Source organism: Phenylobacterium sp. FG114 (genome assembly GCF_057809855.1).
Genome location: NZ_JBMDKU010000003.1, coordinates 330,346 through 345,177 on the forward strand (window position 1 = coordinate 330,346; position 14,832 = coordinate 345,177).

At 69.1% G+C, this 14,832-nt stretch carries 15 protein-coding genes; 9 read left to right on the forward strand and 6 right to left on the reverse strand.

Annotated features, from left to right (window positions below; all coding sequences use genetic code 11):
* Positions 1 to 14: 14 nt before the first annotated feature.
* The gene (locus ACODSY_RS06975; protein ID WP_488950987.1) at positions 15 to 701 is read right to left on the reverse strand and encodes a TetR/AcrR family transcriptional regulator; all 687 of its coding nucleotides are present in this window, start codon (positions 699 to 701) and stop codon (positions 15 to 17) included.
* A gap of 3 nt (positions 702 to 704) precedes the next feature.
* Positions 705 to 2,264: a sulfatase gene (locus ACODSY_RS06980; protein ID WP_488950988.1), complete on the reverse strand. Its 1,560-nt coding sequence runs from the start codon at positions 2,262 to 2,264 to the stop codon at positions 705 to 707.
* Between the two features lie 87 nt (positions 2,265 to 2,351).
* Here ACODSY_RS06980 and ACODSY_RS06985 point away from each other — a divergent pair, with 87 nt between their 5' ends.
* A complete protein-coding gene (locus tag ACODSY_RS06985; RefSeq protein WP_488950989.1) occupies positions 2,352 to 3,260 on the forward strand; it encodes a LysR family transcriptional regulator in 909 nt (302 codons plus the stop codon).
* 10 nt (positions 3,261 to 3,270) lie between these two features.
* Here the strand turns inward: ACODSY_RS06985 and ACODSY_RS06990 are convergent, their stop codons facing one another.
* Positions 3,271 to 3,921 carry a 2-hydroxychromene-2-carboxylate isomerase gene (locus tag ACODSY_RS06990; RefSeq protein ID WP_488950990.1) on the reverse strand — a complete coding sequence of 217 codons (651 nt, stop codon included), beginning with the start codon at positions 3,919 to 3,921 and terminating at the stop codon, positions 3,271 to 3,273.
* Positions 3,922 to 3,998: 77 nt separating this feature from the next.
* Here ACODSY_RS06990 and ACODSY_RS06995 point away from each other — a divergent pair, with 77 nt between their 5' ends.
* From ACODSY_RS06995 to ACODSY_RS07030, 8 genes are all read left to right on the forward strand, one after another.
* Positions 3,999 to 5,000 carry an MBL fold metallo-hydrolase gene (locus tag ACODSY_RS06995; protein ID WP_488950991.1) on the forward strand — a complete coding sequence of 334 codons (1,002 nt, stop codon included), beginning with the start codon at positions 3,999 to 4,001 and terminating at the stop codon, positions 4,998 to 5,000.
* A gap of 85 nt (positions 5,001 to 5,085) precedes the next feature.
* Positions 5,086 to 5,700: a response regulator transcription factor gene (locus ACODSY_RS07000; RefSeq protein ID WP_488950992.1), complete on the forward strand. Its 615-nt coding sequence runs from the start codon at positions 5,086 to 5,088 to the stop codon at positions 5,698 to 5,700.
* Positions 5,701 to 5,754: 54 nt separating this feature from the next.
* Positions 5,755 to 6,126, forward strand: coding sequence for a response regulator transcription factor (locus ACODSY_RS07005; protein ID WP_488950993.1), 372 nt, complete (start codon positions 5,755 to 5,757; stop codon positions 6,124 to 6,126).
* A 65-nt stretch (positions 6,127 to 6,191) separates the two neighbouring features.
* Complete coding sequence (locus ACODSY_RS07010) at positions 6,192 to 6,989, forward strand: PAS domain-containing protein (RefSeq protein ID WP_488950994.1); 798 nt, start codon at positions 6,192 to 6,194, stop codon at positions 6,987 to 6,989.
* A gap of 89 nt (positions 6,990 to 7,078) precedes the next feature.
* Positions 7,079 to 7,759: a sensor histidine kinase gene (locus tag ACODSY_RS07015; RefSeq protein WP_488951085.1), complete on the forward strand. Its 681-nt coding sequence runs from the start codon at positions 7,079 to 7,081 to the stop codon at positions 7,757 to 7,759.
* Between the two features lie 114 nt (positions 7,760 to 7,873).
* The gene (locus ACODSY_RS07020) at positions 7,874 to 8,743 is read left to right on the forward strand and encodes an alpha/beta fold hydrolase (protein WP_488950995.1); all 870 of its coding nucleotides are present in this window, start codon (positions 7,874 to 7,876) and stop codon (positions 8,741 to 8,743) included.
* Between the two features lie 78 nt (positions 8,744 to 8,821).
* On the forward strand, positions 8,822 to 9,388 hold the full coding sequence (locus ACODSY_RS07025; protein ID WP_488950996.1) for an NADPH-dependent FMN reductase: 567 nt from the start codon (positions 8,822 to 8,824) through the stop codon (positions 9,386 to 9,388).
* Positions 9,389 to 9,481: 93 nt separating this feature from the next.
* Positions 9,482 to 10,177, forward strand: a complete 696-nt coding sequence (locus tag ACODSY_RS07030; protein ID WP_488950997.1) for an EF-hand domain-containing protein — start codon at positions 9,482 to 9,484, stop codon at positions 10,175 to 10,177.
* On the opposite strand, the gene ACODSY_RS07035 is transcribed toward ACODSY_RS07030, so the two are convergent.
* The 3 genes from ACODSY_RS07035 to ACODSY_RS07045 are packed head-to-tail and all read right to left on the reverse strand — an operon-like array spanning position 10,174 to position 14,481.
* A complete protein-coding gene (locus ACODSY_RS07035; RefSeq protein WP_488950998.1) occupies positions 10,174 to 11,793 on the reverse strand; it encodes a glycoside hydrolase family 43 protein in 1,620 nt (539 codons plus the stop codon). The two genes, ACODSY_RS07030 and ACODSY_RS07035, sit on opposite strands and share 4 nt — an antisense overlap.
* Positions 11,790 to 13,034: an MFS transporter gene (locus ACODSY_RS07040; RefSeq protein ID WP_488950999.1), complete on the reverse strand. Its 1,245-nt coding sequence runs from the start codon at positions 13,032 to 13,034 to the stop codon at positions 11,790 to 11,792. Before ACODSY_RS07040 ends, ACODSY_RS07035 begins: the two co-directional genes overlap by 4 nt.
* Positions 13,035 to 13,056: 22 nt before the next feature.
* Entirely contained in the window at positions 13,057 to 14,481 is a 1,425-nt protein-coding gene (locus ACODSY_RS07045; protein WP_488951000.1) for a sugar porter family MFS transporter, read from the reverse strand.
* Positions 14,482 to 14,832: the final 351 nt, after the last annotated feature.

A 14,832-nucleotide genomic window follows, 5' to 3' on the forward strand; every position in this document is an offset into this window, starting at 1 on the left:
CCTGTGTTCTTCTCTCAAGGCAGCAGTCCCTCGGTGTCGAATGGCCATTCCTGCTCCGGCGAATCCAGGTTGAGCAGCTCGGCCGCGTTGTGGCGCCAAGCCCGCATCATCTGGCCGCACCAGCGGACGAAATGCTCGTCGCGCGCCGGATCGCCGTTCTCGACCCAGTAGGCCAGGGCGTCGTTGCAGAACGAGATCATCGGCTCCAGCGACAGGTCGAGCAGCGCGGGCCGCGTGTCGCGCGCCGGTGGCCTGTCGGGATACCAAAGCAAGGCCCGCAGCCGCTGCCCCGTGCGTTTGCGCAGGGCCTGGTGCGCCGCCTGGTAGGCCGGATCCTGATCGCCGTGGCGCACCAGCAGGATGAAGCCGTCCTCGAACGATCGCGCGGCGTCCAGCGACTTGCGCATCCCATTGCCGTAGCCGCGCCAGGCCTTCTCATCCTGGGCCTTCAGGCGTCGCAAGGTCTCGGTGAAGATGCCCTGGATCAGGGCATCCTTGGACGGGAAGCGCCGGTAGAGGACCACCTTCGTGACCCCCGCCGCGGCCGCGACCTGTTCCATGGTCGCGCCCGCCAGTCCGTGCTGGCGGAAGACCCGGGCGGCCACCCGCATGAACGCCTCACGGCGTTCGGCTTCGCGGGCGCTGCGCGGTCCATCCGGCGCGTCGGTGTCGTCATTGGCGGCGGCGAGGGCTTTGGGCATGCGTCAGTCGTAGATCTTCAGCAGCACGCCGTCCTGCTTCTTCACCGACTGCCGCATGCTGGTCCACTGTGGCGGAACGTTGCCCTTGTCCCAGGCGGCGATCTTGGCCTTCAGCGAGGCGACCACGCCCGGGTTCGCCGTGGCCACGTTCGCCTTCTCCCCCAGGTCGCCCTTCAGGTCGAACAGCATGACGTGCTGGCCATGCTCCGAGACCTTGGCGTGCGTGCCGTCCGGCGTGATGGCGGCCGAGTTGGTGGCGGATTCGGACGGGTCGGCGATGTTGGCCTCCCACATCTTCCAGTTCCCGTCCCGGATCGCGAAATTCGGGCCGGCGCGCCAATAGACCGTGGGATTTGGGACGCCCGTCTTCGACCCCGTGACGAACGGGATCAGATCCACGCCATCGGTCCCCTTGGGCAGCTTGGCGCCCGCGAGGGCGGCGGCGGTGGGCACGATGTCGAGGCTGGAGACCATTCGGTCGTCGACTTGCCCGCCGGGGATCCGGCCCGGCCAGGCCACGATGTAGGGCACGCGGACGCCGCCCTCGAGGTGCGCGCCCTTGTGGCCGTTGAGCGGCGCATTCGAACAGGCGCCCTGGATGTAGGCCGCGCAGCCGTTGTCCGAGAGGAAGACGATGACCGTGTTCTTCTCAAGCCCCTCGGCCTTCAGCTTGGCCCGGACGGCGCCGACCCCGTCGTCCAATGCCGAGACCATGGCGGCGTACACACGCTGGCCCCGATCCGGCACGTCGCGGTAGCGGTCGAGATACTTCTTCGTCGCCTGGAGCGGCGTGTGGGGCGCGTTGTAGGCGAGATAGAGGAAGAACGGGCGGTCCTTGTTGGCGCCGATGAACCGCACCGCCTCATCGGTGAAAACGTCGGTCAGATAGCCGTCCACCTGCACCACCTGCTTGCCGCGCCGGACGCTGGCCACGCTGCGGACATAGGCCATGCGCTCATCGTCCGTCGCCGTCGGCGGAAGCGGATCCTTCGCCGTGGCGCGGAACGAGGCTTCGGAGCCGGGCGGATTGTAGGTATCGTCGCCCGGTTCGCTCTTGGTCAGGAAGCTGGTCGCCCCCGCGGTGATGCCGAAGAACTCGTCGAAGCCGCGGTCGATAGGCTGATACCCGTCGGCTTCGCCCAGGTGCCACTTGCCGATCATCCCGGTGTGATAGCCGGCGCTCTTCAGGATGTTGCCCACGAAGGGCTCGGCCAGCGAGACCCCGCCCCGCCGGTCGCGGCCCACGGGATTGAACTCCCATCCGAACCGCTGCTGGTAACGCCCGGTCAGGATCGCCGCCCGCGAGGGCGCGCAGACCGGATGGGTGACGTAGCCCGAGGTGAACCTCACGCCGTCCGCCGCGAGCGCGTCGATGTTGGGCGTGCGGATGATCTTCGAACCGTAGACCGACGTGTCGCCGTACCCCAGGTCGTCGGCCAGGATGACGATCACGTTCGGGCGGGCGGCAGCCGTCGCCGCTGGCTTGTCGACGGCCGTGGCCGGCGGCGCGCTGGCGGCGGTCAGCGACAGGGCCGCCGCCGCGGCGAAGAGGATACGCTTCATCGGAACTCCATTCTTCGGCCCAGACGCTAGCCCGATCGCGCGTTCCGATCTGCCCAATCCTCAGGCGTGGTGCTATAGCCCACGGGCATGGAGCTTCGGCATCTCGAACAGATCCTGGAAATCTGCCGCGCGGGCGGTTTCAGCGGCGCCGCGCGCAAGCTCCAGATCTCACAACCCACGCTGTCTAAGAGCATCGCGCGGCTCGAGGCGCAGCTCTCGCTGAAGCTCTTCGAACGCACCAACGGCGCGGCGCGGCCCACCGCCTACGGCGCCTTCGTGGCCCAGCGCGCCGAGACCTTGCTGCAAGGCGTGGCCGCCCTCACCCGCGACCTCGAGCAACTCGCCCGCGGCGAAGAAGGGCGCATCCGGATCGCCGTGGGCCCAGCCTCGCGCCTGAAGCCTCTCCCGGAATTGCTGCGTCGTATCGCGGTCCGCTTCCCCAAGCTCCACGTCGAAACGATCCAGGAGACCGGGCCGGGCGTGATGAAGTCGCTGCAAGACGGGCGCGTCGACATCGCCTTCGGCTACTCCGAACATGCGGCCCGCTACGGCGAACTGATCCGCAAGAAGATGTTCGAGGACGCGGTCATCTTCGTCGCGCGCCGCGATCACCCGGTTCTGGCGCTCACCGACGTCGGCCCGCGAGAGTTGCTGCGCTGGCCGGTGGCCCTGCCCAACGTGCTGCCTGGCCTCGCGCAGTGGGCGGGGGAGATGGACCGCGAGGAAGCCGAGAACCTCAAGGCTTTCATCAGCGACGACTATTCCCTGATCATCGAGCGCGCGCTGCAGACCGACGCCATCGCCATGGGCGCGTCCTTCCTGTTCGAGGAGCAGCTTCGCGACGGCAGGCTCGCCGTCGTCTCCTCGACCCTGGACATGCCGTACGCCTGCTGGATGCTGACCACGGCGGAACGCTGGCGCTCGCCGCTCATCAAGGCGATGGCGGAACTGTCGAAGGCGGCTGTCACCGAAAGGCCGGCAAGCGCCGCGGCCTGATAGCTGCCAGCTATGCCCTACGGGACAGGCCGGCCTGCTCCATTCGCCATTTCATCTGGTCGAAGCGGTCCTGGCCGAAGAAGGGCTCGCCGTTGAACGACATCATGGGCACGCCCCAATGGCCGGCGGCGCGCTGGTCGACCTGATTGGTCTCCACGATCGCGGCGAACCGACCGGGATCGCCGTCGACCGCCGCGCTCAGTTCGGCGTAGTCCAACCCCGCCCGCGTGGCCGCCTGGGCGATATGGTCGCCCTCGTGCCAGTCATCCACCTCGCCGCTCCAGATCGTGTGGCTGGCCTCCCTCAGGAACGCCAGGCCCCGCCCCCGCTCCGCCGCCGCCACGCCGAGGTGGGTCAGGCGGTGGATGTAAGGCTGCTCCATCCGGTAGCCGACGCCCGGCGCCTGCTGCACCGGGTCGGGCCGCGGCCAGCGGAACGGCAGCCCCAGGAACGCCGCCTCGCGGAAGACATCCCGCATGAAGTAGGGCGTCCACAGCGGGTCGCGCGTCTCGAAGAACTCCGGCGTGCGCACCGCCAGCGGATAGACCGGCCTTACGTTGCAGGCCACGGCGTAATCCGCCTCGAGCGCCAGGAGGCGCGGCACGACCATGTAGGAATAGGGCGAGCGGAAGGACCAGTAGAGGTCGTAGCTGAGGGTCATCGCATCCTTCCCGATTGGCGTTTCGCAAGCTCTAGCATAGAAACGTGAATGACAATTCCGTTTCGGAGACGTGGACCGTGCCCCGCATCCTAGCCGCCATCCTGCTTCTGGCCCTATCCGTCTCGTCTGCCCGCGCGCAAGCGCCGGCCTTCGACGGGCTGCGCGTGATCTTCTGCGGCACGTCGGGGCCCCTGCCGGTGGCCGGTCGCGCCAAGCCTTGCACCGCGGTGCAGGCCGGCGGTGCGCTTTACCTCGTCGATATCGGCCCGGAAGCGACCGAAAACCTGATGAGCTGGCGCGTGCCCGTGGCGACCGCCAGGGCGGTGTTCATCACGCACCTGCACTCCGATCACATCGGCGACCTGGGCGAGTTCAACATGCAGAGCTGGGTGAATGGCCGCTCGGCTCCGCTCGCGGTCGTGGGTCCTGCTGGCGTGGACCGGCTCGCGAAGGGGTTCAACCTCGCCTATGAGGACGACCACGGCTTCCGCAAGGCGCACCATGAACACGGCGCCCGGTTCGAGCTCGCCGAGGGCCTGCTCGCGCCAAAGGTGGTCACCATTCCGAAGCCCGACGGAATCGCGACCGCCTGGAAGGACGGCGAGCTGACGGTCACGGCGATCCGCGTCCACCACGACCCTATCGATCCGGCCTTCGCCTATCGCTTCGACTACAAGGGCCGGTCCGTGGTCGTCAGCGGCGACACGACGAAATGGGCTCCCCTCGCCGTGGCGGCGAAAGGCGCCGATGTCCTGGTCCACGAGGCGCAGAACAACGCCATGACCAAGCAGCTCTCCCAGGGCCTGGCGATGATGGGCAACACGCGGTTGAGCTCTATCATGGCCGACACGGTGACCTACCACACCGAACCCGCGGAGGCCGCCGACATCGCCCGCCAGGCCGGCGTCAAGGCGCTGGTGCTCAACCACCTCACCCAGGCCGGCCTGCCGATGTTCACGCCAGAAGCGTTCGCGAAGGGCATCGAGGATGGCGGCAAGCTGGACTGGCGCCTGGCCAAGGACGGCATGACCATCGAGCTGCCCGCAGGCAGCTCCGACGTCCGTTTCGGCAGCTACTGAAGGTTCGCGGCCCATCCCTTAGTATGAGCGGCGCCATGTCACGGGCCGTGGCATAAGGACAGTGTCTGCAGCCCCCCGAGCCCGCATGCCCGAAGCCGCGATCGTCCATGTCGTCGATGACGACGCCTCCCTCGCCGAGGCGCTGTCCAGCCTCTTCCGTTCGGTCGGGCTGGAGGCGCGAACCTACGGCTCGGCCCAGGCCTTCCTCGACGCGCCGGCTCCTGACGCGCCGGGCTGCCTGGTGCTGGACGTGCGCCTGCCGGGCCTCTCCGGCCTCGACTTCCAGGCCCAGCTCGCCCAGCTCGGCGTCGGCCTTCCAGTCGTGTTGATGACCGGCCACGGCGACATCCCCATGTCGGTGCGCGGCATGAAGGCGGGCGCGATCGACTTCCTCCCCAAGCCCTTCCGCGAACAAGACATGCTGGACGCCGTCGCCGCCGGCATCGAGCGCGACCGCCAGCGCCGGGCCGCCGACGGAGGGCGCCGCCAGCTCGAGGAGAAGTTTTCCAGCCTGTCGCCCCGCGAACGGCAGGTCATGGCGCTGGTCACCGCGGGCAAGCTCAACAAGCAGGTGGCCGGAGACCTCTCGCTCTCCGAGATCACCGTGAAGATCCACCGCGGCGCGGCCATGCGGAAGATGGGCGCTCGCTCGCTGGCCGACCTCGTGCGGATGGCCGAGGCCCTGCACGTCACCGCCTGACGACCATACCAGCGTATGATTTCAGCGCGGGCGGCGGCGTGCGAAGCCGTCCGCATGAGTGCGGCCGACCCGTTGATCGCCATCGTCGAGGACGACGAGTCCCTGCGCCAGGCGATGGTGGGCCTCGTGCGATCCCTGGGCTACCGGGTCGCCAGCTTCCCCAACGCCGAGGACTTCCTGGCTGCCGACGCGCGGGAACGGTCGAACTGTATCGTCACCGATATTCAGATGCCCGGCCTGAGCGGCATCGACCTCAAGGCGCGTCTGGTCGCCGACGGGGTCGCCACCCCCGTGATCATGGTGACCGCCCGCGGCGAGGCGGCGATCGAGGACCGGGCGCGGGCCAGCGGGGCATTCTGCTTCCTGAAGAAGCCCTTCGAGGCGGAGACCCTGATCGAATGCCTGGAACGCGCGCTGGTGCGATGAGGCGGCGCTGTTCAGACGCGCCGACCGGCGGCTAGTCTGCCTTGGCGAGCGGGCGGCAGAGGCACATGGACGGCAAGGACCTTGGCGACCTTTTTCACCTGGTCCACGACAGCATCTTCGTGCGCGATCTCCAGGGCCGCGTACTGGCCTGGAATAACGCCTCGGTGAAACTGTACGGCTGGGATGAGGCGGCCGCGCTGGGGCAGCCAGCGCACGAACTGCTTTCAACCCGCCATGCCGATCCGCTGAGCGAGCTGGAGGCCCGGCTGTTGGCCGACGGCCGATGGGAGGGCGAGCTCACGCGCCGCGCCGCCGACGGTCGAGACCTCGCCATCGAGGCCCGCTGGTCGCTGCAGCGCGACGCCCACGGCGAGCCCTCGGCGATCATCGAGACCGGTCGGGACATCACCGCGCGCCGCGAGGCCGAAGACGCCCTGCGCCGCAGCGAGCGCCGCTACCGGAACCTCTTCGGCGCCATGGCGGTCTCGTACTGGGACCTCGACTTCTTCGCGGTCGGCCAGATGCTCTGGCAGCTTCGCTCCGACGGCGTGACGGACTTCGCGGCCTACCTTGCGGCGCATCCCGAGGTCGCGCGCGAGATGATGCGGGTCACTCGCGTCATCGACGTCAACGAGGAAACTGCACGCTCTATCGCGCCACGAAGGCCGAGCTCGCGGGCGACGTCGAACGCTTCTGGCCCGAGGCCAGCACGGCTGTCTATTCCGCATCCGTCGTGGCGGCAGTGTCGCGGGCGCCCAGCTTCTCGGCCGAGACCCGGTTGCGCCGGCTGGACGGCACCGAATTCGACGCCCTCTTCACCGCCTGCTTCCCGCGCGAGAGCGTCGGGGCGGGCTCACTGCTGATCGGGGTCATCGACCTCACCGAGCGCAACCAGGCGCAGGCGGCGCTCCACGCGCTCCAGGCCGAGTTCGCACACGCGGCGCGGGTCTCGATGCTGGGCGAGCTCACGGCCTCCATCGCGCACGAGGTGAACCAGCCGTTGGCGGCCATCGCCACCAATGCCTCGGCGGGCAAGCGGTGGCTGTCGCGGCCGCAGCCGGATCTGGACGAACTCCGGGGGATCAACGAGCGCGTGATCGCCGACGCCCAACGGGCCGCCGCTATCATCTCTCGCGTCCGCGGCATGGCCGAGCGGCGCGCGCCGGAGGTCGGCCCGCTGCCCATCAACGCCGTGATCGAGGAGGCCATGGGCTTCCTGCGTCACGAGTTGCAGGGTCGCGGTGTGACCGTCAGCCTATCCCTCGCGCCTGGCCTGCCGCCCGTGAGCGCCGACCGGACACAGTTGCAGCAGGTGCTGGTGAACCTGGCCGTCAACGCCATCCAGGCCATGGTGGGCGGGGGCGACGCGGCGCGCGAACTCGGGCTGCGGAGCGAGCCGGCGGACGGTGGCGTGCGCGTGTCGGTGAGCGACAGCGGGCCCGGCATTCCCCCGGACGACCTGCCTCGCCTGTTCCAGAGCTTCTTCACCACCAAGGAAGGCGGCATGGGCATGGGCCTCCCGATCTGCCGTTCGATCATCGAGAGCCATGGCGGGACCCTGGACGCCCAGAACAATCCGGAGGGACCGGGCGCCCGCTTTACGTTCACCCTGCCCGCTGCGGCGGCGCCCTGACCGTGGGGACGGCGGCCTCATACCAATGTATGCGCCCCGCACACCCGACGTTGAATTGAGACCGTCACGGAGGGCGCGCATGGTGGCTTCAGACCTGAAGAGGAGCCCCCCACCATGCCCACGATCACCACCAAGGACGGCGCGCAGATCTTCTACAAGGACTGGGGTTCGGGCCAGCCCATCGTCTTCAGCCACGGCTGGCCGCTGTCGGCGGACGACTGGGACGCGCAGATGATGTTCTTCGGCAGCAAGGGCTACCGCGTCATCGCCCACGACCGCCGGGGCCACGGCCGCTCCAGCCAGACCTGGGACGGCAACGAAATGGACACCTACGCCGACGATTTGCGGGCGCTGGTGCTTGCGTTGGACCTGAAGGACGCGATCCACGTCGGCCACTCGACCGGCGGCGGCGAAGTCGCCCGCTACCTGGGCCGCCACGGAACCGACCGGGCCTCGAAGGCCGTGCTGATCGGCGCCGTGCCGCCGGTGATGGTCAAGAAGGAGAGCAATCCCGAGGGCCTGCCGATCGATGTGTTCGACGGCTTCCGCGCCGCCCTCCTGGCCGACCGGGCGCAGCTCTACCTCGACATCCCCACCGGCCCGTTCTTCGGCTTCAACCGCCCCGGCGCGAAGGTCAGCGAAGGCATGATCCGCAACTGGTGGCGGCAGGGCATGATGGGCAGCGTCAAGGCCGGCTACGACTGCATCAAGGCCTTCTCCGAGACCGACTTCACCGAGGACCTGAAGAAGATCGACATTCCGGTCTTCCTGATGCACGGCGACGACGACCAGATCGTCCCCTACGCCGACGCGGCGCTGAAGGGCATCAAGCTGCTGCAGAAGGGCACGCTGAAGATCTACCCGGGCTTCCCGCACGCCATGGCCACCACCCATGCCGACATCATCAACAATGACCTGCTCGCCTGGCTGAACGGCGAGCTGAAGGACGCGACGCAGACGACGGCGGCCCTCGAACCGGCCTGACGCCGCCACTTGGGCCTATAGCCGCCGACGCCGCCGTTTCCCCCAACGGCGGCGTCATGCTGCGTGTTAGGACGGACCATGACCGACTCCCTTCGCATCCTGGGCGTGGCGGGCAGCCTGCGCCGCGCCTCGCTGAACCGCGCCCTACTCCGCGCCGCGACCGAATTGGCTCCGGCCGGGGTTACCGTCGAGACCTTCGACCTTTCGACCGTCCCGCTCTACGACGGTGACGTGGAGGCCGCGGGCGATCCGGATGGCGTCGCGGCCTTCAAGGCGGCCATTCGTGCAGCGGACGGGGTGTTGTTCGCCTGCCCCGAGTACAACCACGGCGTCCCGGGCGTGATGAAGAACGCCGTCGACTGGGCTTCGAGGCCGCCGGCCGGCGCGGCGCTGAACGGCAAGCCGGTCGGGATCATCGGCGCCTCGCCCGGCCAGACCGGCAGCGCACGCGGCCAGAGCCAGCTTCGCCAAGCGTTCGAGTTCACGAACTCCTACTGCATGCCCCAGCCCGAGATCCTGGTGTTCCGCGCGCACGAGAAGTTCGACGCGGACGGCCGCCTCGTCGACGAGAACACACGGAAATACCTCGGCCGCTACATGGCCGCGCTCGCCGCCTGGGTCGGCCGGTTCCGCGACGGGGGCTGACGCGGCGGCAAAAGCCCGCGATTGTGGCGCGTCCGACATGCCGCCGCCGCTTTGGGGGGCGACAGCGGACCAAGTGTCGTCGGACGGGGCAGCATGCGTATCGGAACATGGATCGGCCTTCTGGGCGTGACGCTGGCGCTCGCAGCCTGCGCGGGCGGTCGGCGCGACGGGCCGCCGCCCGGCTTCGGCGACGAGGGTCGCGGCGACGGTTCGCCCCGGCCCCGGGCGCAGCTCTTCATCAGCCCCTCGGGCCAGCCGTTCCGCGCGCCGGGCGGCCAGCCCTATCCGGTCGCCGAGTGGTTCGCGAAGGCGGACGCCGACCATGACGGCAAGCTGAGCCGCGACGAATTCCGCGCCGACGCCGACGCCTGGTTCAAGGTGCTCGACGCCAACGGCGACGGCCAGATCAGCATGCCCGAGGCGACCCGCTGGGAAGAGGAACTGGTCCCCGAGGTGAGCCGAGAGGGCGCGGGCATGATGGGCGCCATGGCGGGGCGGCGCAGCTCGGCGGGCCGCAATGAACTTAACACGCGGATGCAGGGCGCCGCGGCCTACAGCCTGATCAACGAACCGCACCCGATCCGGGGCGCGGACGCGGACTTCTCCTTCAGCGTCAGCCGCGCCGAATGGCGGGCGGCCAGCGACCGGCGCTTTGCACTCCTGGACGTGGATGGGGATGGCGCGATCCTCCTTGCGGATCTGCGTCCGACGCCCGTCCAGGCGATGGGCGGCGGCGGTCAGCGCATGGATCGCCGGCCGCCCATCGGCGAGACGCGGCGCCCCCGCTAGGGGACATACTCGCGCTCGCGGTAGTCGAACCAGGCGAAGTCGGCCGGGTGCGCGGCGCCTGAGGTGTCCTGGCACGCCATGCCGACGAAGGCGCCCGTGAAATTGGGCGTGCCCGGGACGGCGGCCTCGTCGGAGAGGATGGAGGCGTCGAAGACCTGCGGCAGGCGCGTCCAGGCCTCTTGGCCCGCGGGGCGAAAGGCGAACCGCAGACGCTCGTAATCGACCTCCACGCGAAGCTCGATGGGCCCTGGCCCGATGGGGATCGGCTGGGTGAAGGCGTCGGCCTGGGGGCTGTCGGGCAGGGCCGACATCACCTGAACGACGCGGCCCAGGGCGGCGTCGTGGGTGACCATCAAGTAGTGGAATTTCGAGGCGTTGTAGTAGCAGACGAGGCCGGCGGCCTGCTGGAAGTGCTGGGGCTCGAAGTCCATGCGCGTGGCGGCGACATAGCAGAAGGCCTGCTGGCGGCGGGCGACCAGCGCCTGGCGGAACAGGCTGCCGAGGCTTTCGCGGCCGACGAGGCGCAGCCAGCCCGGGCGCGACGCCAGGCTGAAGATCTCGTCGGGATGGGGTGTGCGCAGCCACTGGAAGTCGATGGGAAGCACGGGCCCGTCGAAGTCGCTGCGCTCAGGCGCGGTCGGCCAGGGATGCGGCGGCAGGCCGGGCGCCGGCGTCTCAAGCTCGGGCGTGGCGCGGCCGTCGGCGGTCCGGAGCCAGCCGTCCTCCCCCCAGACCATCCGCTGGATCGCGGTCTCGCGGCCCAGGACGCAGCGGCCGCGGTTCGCCAGCGGCCGGCCGCAGAGGTAGACGGCATAGGTCTCGCCGGCCTGGGTCTCGACGAGGTCGGCGTGCCCGGCGCGCTGCACTGGCGCGTCGGGACGGTCGCGGCTGGTGAGGATCTGCCCGTCGGGGTGGAGTTCGTACGGCCCCCAGAGGTCTCGCGACCGAACCATCGTCGCGGCGTGGCCAAAGCCCGTGCCGCCCTCGGCGGTGAGCAGATAATACCAGCCGTCGCGGCGGTAGAGATGGGGCGCCTCGGTCAGGCCGAGGTCCGTGCCCTCGAAGATCACCCGGCGCTCGCCGACGAGCCGGCGCTCGGACGGCGAGTACTCCTGGCAGACGATGCCGGCGAAGCGGTTTCGGCCGGGCCGGTGGTCCCAGAGCTGGTTCACCAGGTACTTGCGGCCGTCGTCGTCGTGGAACAGCGACGGGTCGAAGCCGCTGGAGTTCAGGTGGATCGGATCGGACCAGTCGCCGTCGATGGTCGGCGAGGTCACCAGATAGTTGTGGAAGTCGCGCAGCGAGGCGCCCGACGCTCCGCCGACCGTGGTGCGGCCATAGCGCTTCACGTCCGTGTAGATCAGGTGGAACAGGCCGTCGGCGTGGGTCAGGCACGGCGCCCAGACGCCCCCGGAGTCGGGGTCGCCGCGCATGTCGAGCTGGCTGGCGCGGTTCAGTGGGCGAGCGATCAGCCGCCAGTTCACCAGGTCGCGGCTGTGGTGGATCTGGACGCCTGGGAACCACTCGAAGGTCGAGGTGGCGATGTAGTAGTCGTCGCCCACGCGGACGATGGACGGATCCGGGTTGAAGCCCGGCAGGATCGGGTTGCGGATCATGCCCGGCGGTCCTTCACCAGGGTCCAGAGGACGACCGGGCCGGCCAGGTCGAGCACGCCCAGCGCCATGAAGAACGGGTCGTAGCCGACCGTGGCGACCAACCCGCCGATGGCCAGCGAGAACAGCAGGACGCCCAGGTTTCCACAGGTCCCCGCCAGGCCCGCGACGGTGGCGACCTCGCTACGCTTGAAGAGGTCGGAGGCCATGGTGATCACCGTCACCGATAGGGTCTGGTGCGCGAAGCCACCCAGGCAGAGCAGCGCGATGGCGGCATAAGGGCTCTCGACCCGGCCGACGAACATCATGCCGGTCATCATCAGGGCGCCGAGCGTGAAGGCGCCGCGCCGGGCGTTGATCAGGCTGAGGCCGCGCCGCTGGAGGAACAGCGCTACCGCCGGCCCAAACAGGCAACCCAGGTCGGCGGCCAGGAACGGCAGCCAGGCGAAGAGCGCGATCTGCTTGAGGTCGAAGCCGCGGGTCTGGACCAGGTAGAGCGGGATCCAGAACGACAGCGTGCCCCAGGTGGGGTCGGCCAGTAGGCGCGGGATGGCGATACCCCAGAAGTCGCGGCGGCGCAGGAGGGTCGGGATCGAGGGCCGGGCGCTATCGGCGGCGAGGTCCCTCTCCTGCCCGGCCTCGATCAGCTCACGCTCGGCGGACGACAGGCGCGGGTGCTGTTCCGGCGTCCGGAACCAGAGCAGCCAAGCGGTGGCCCAGGCCAGGCCGATGGCGCCGGTGATCACGAAGGCGGCGCGCCAGTCGTAGGCCAGGATCGCCCAGGCCACGAGCGGCGGGGCCAACATCGAACCCAGCGACGCGCCAATATTGTAGACGCCGCCGGCGAAGCCCCGTTCGCGCGCCGGAAACCAGGTGGCCACCACCTTCATGCCGGCCGGATTGGCCGAACCCTCGGCGAAACCCAGCAACCCGCGCATGACCGCGAAGGCCGGCCACGTGCTGGCGAATCCGTGCGCCATGGAGATCACCGACCAGGCGCCCGCGAACAGCGCCAGGCCGTAGCGAAGGCCGACGCTGTCCAGCACGTAGCCGACGATCGGCTGCAGGATGATGCCGCCCTGGAAGGCCGCGGTGATCCAGCCGTACTGCCGCTCGCTGATGTGGAGCTCGGCCAGCATGGTGGGCGCGGCCACGCCGATCACCGAGCGCGTCAGGTAGTTCAGCATCGCGCCCAGCATCACCAGGCCGATGATCCACCAGCGCAGGGCGTGGAGGGTCTTCATCGGGGGGTCGCCGGGCGCCGCGTCAGCCCCTCATGTCCTCCAGCTCCTTGCCGCGGGTCTCGTTGACCATGGCGCGGACGAAGAACAGGGAGATCAGGGCGCTTAGGGCGTAGAAGCTGTAGGTGGGCGCGAGGCCGAGGCCGGCGGCGAGCGCCGGGAAGCTGACCGAGATGGCGAAGTTGGCGGTCCACTGGGCGAAGCCGGCCACCGCCAGGCCCGAGCCGCGGATCTGGTTGGGGAACATCTCGCCCAGTATGACCCACATCACCGGGCCCCAGCTCAGGTTGAAGAAAATCACATAGGCGTTGGCCGCGATCAGGGCCGCGAGGCCGGGCGTGTCGGCGAGGTGCAGCGCGCCGTCCACCATCGACGCGGTGGAGAAGGCCCAGGCCATCACGGCCAGGGTCACCGTCATCCCGGCCGAGCCGATCAGCAGCAGCGGCTTCCTGCCGATGCGGTCGATGAGGGCGATGGTGGCGAGGCAGGCCAGGATCGAGAGCGAGCCCGACAGGATGTTGATCTTCAGCGCGTCGTCCTCGCTGAAGCCCACCGACTGCCAGAGCACGGCGCCGTAGTAGAAGACGATGTTGATCCCGACGAGCTGCTGGAAGACGGCCAGGCCGATGCCGGTCCAGACGATCGGGCGGATCTTGCCGGTCGACTTGTCGACCAGGTCGCGCAGCGTCGGTCGGTGGTGGTCGACGGCCAGGCTGTCACGGATCTCGGCCACCTTGCGCTCGGCCTCCTGCGCGCCGAACAGGCGGGTGAGCACGTCGCGGGCGGCGGCGTCGCGGCCCTTGGCCACAAGGTACCGGGGGCTTTCGGGGATGAGGGTCAGGGCGGTGAGGAAGACGCCCGCCGGGATCACCTGCATCCAGAACATCCAGCGCCAGGCCGGATAGCCCATCCAGAACTCGGCGGTGGAGCCCCCGGCGGTGGCCGCCAGCGCATAGTTGGCGACGAAGGCGCCGGTCAGGCCGGTGATGATCATGATCTGCTGGACGCTGGACAGGCGGCCGCGGATCGAAGCGGGGGTGACCTCGGAGATGTAGACCGGCGACAATACGCTGGCCGCGCCCACGCCGACGCCGCCGATGAAGCGGGCGATGACGAAGACCAGTGAGCTGTCGGCCGCGCCGGTGCCCAGCGCGCTCACGATGAAGAGTCCCGCGGCGATCATCATCACCGTGCGCCGCCCGATCAGGTCGGCCAGACGTCCCGCCAGGAAGGCCCCGACCGCGCAGCCCAGCAGGATCGCGCCGACCGTGAAGCCCGTACCGAGCTTCGAGAGCGCGAAGGTGTGCTCCAGTCCCTCCTGCGTTCCGTTGATGACCCCGCTGTCGTAGCCGAACATGAAGCCGCCGATGGTGGCGACGGCCACGATGGCGGCGATGAAGGCCATGTTCACCCGGGCGGCCTCCCCGGTCCCGGCTACGGTCACAGTCACGCCTTGCCCTCGCATTTCCTCGTGCGCGGCTCTTGGGCCGCTTCGGTCACACCTTTGATGATAGCGCTATCATGGTCAAGGCCATTGGTATGACCATGAAGGGAGGGTTGCGGGGACTTCGGGCCGCCGATAACGAGGGCTGGGAGGCCGAGGGGGCGGTGCACCGACGACGCCTACGGCCGCGCCTTGCTAAAAACCGCCAAAAACCCCATTATGCCGGGATCAAATCTCGCTTTGGCTAGCCTGCAGCGCCCCCTGATCTATGAAACCCCCGGCGCGCTCCGACTTCGACCTTTCCGAAAATTTGATCCCACGTCGAACTTTCGATGCGAGAGCTCATTCCGGTTGGTG

Bases quoted from the DNA above. Each gene is read 5' to 3' on its own strand.
- ACODSY_RS07040 (WP_488950999.1), bottom strand. From the start codon at position 13,034: ATGAAGACCCTCCACGCCCTGCGCTGGTGGATCATCGGCCTGGTGATG.
- ACODSY_RS07000 (WP_488950992.1), top strand. From the start codon at position 5,086: ATGCCCGAAGCCGCGATCGTCCATGTCGTCGATGACGACGCCTCCCTC.
- ACODSY_RS07020 (WP_488950995.1), top strand. From the start codon at position 7,874: ATGCCCACGATCACCACCAAGGACGGCGCGCAGATCTTCTACAAGGAC.
- ACODSY_RS07015 (WP_488951085.1), top strand. From the start codon at position 7,079: ATGCTGGGCGAGCTCACGGCCTCCATCGCGCACGAGGTGAACCAGCCG.
- ACODSY_RS06975 (WP_488950987.1), bottom strand. From the start codon at position 701: ATGCCCAAAGCCCTCGCCGCCGCCAATGACGACACCGACGCGCCGGAT.
- ACODSY_RS07035 (WP_488950998.1), bottom strand. From the start codon at position 11,793: ATGATCCGCAACCCGATCCTGCCGGGCTTCAACCCGGATCCGTCCATC.
- ACODSY_RS07010 (WP_488950994.1), top strand. From the start codon at position 6,192: ATGGACGGCAAGGACCTTGGCGACCTTTTTCACCTGGTCCACGACAGC.
- ACODSY_RS07025 (WP_488950996.1), top strand. From the start codon at position 8,822: ATGACCGACTCCCTTCGCATCCTGGGCGTGGCGGGCAGCCTGCGCCGC.
- ACODSY_RS07005 (WP_488950993.1), top strand. From the start codon at position 5,755: ATGAGTGCGGCCGACCCGTTGATCGCCATCGTCGAGGACGACGAGTCC.
- ACODSY_RS06985 (WP_488950989.1), top strand. From the start codon at position 2,352: ATGGAGCTTCGGCATCTCGAACAGATCCTGGAAATCTGCCGCGCGGGC.
- ACODSY_RS07030 (WP_488950997.1), top strand. From the start codon at position 9,482: ATGCGTATCGGAACATGGATCGGCCTTCTGGGCGTGACGCTGGCGCTC.
- ACODSY_RS06990 (WP_488950990.1), bottom strand. From the start codon at position 3,921: ATGACCCTCAGCTACGACCTCTACTGGTCCTTCCGCTCGCCCTATTCC.
- ACODSY_RS06980 (WP_488950988.1), bottom strand. From the start codon at position 2,264: ATGAAGCGTATCCTCTTCGCCGCGGCGGCGGCCCTGTCGCTGACCGCC.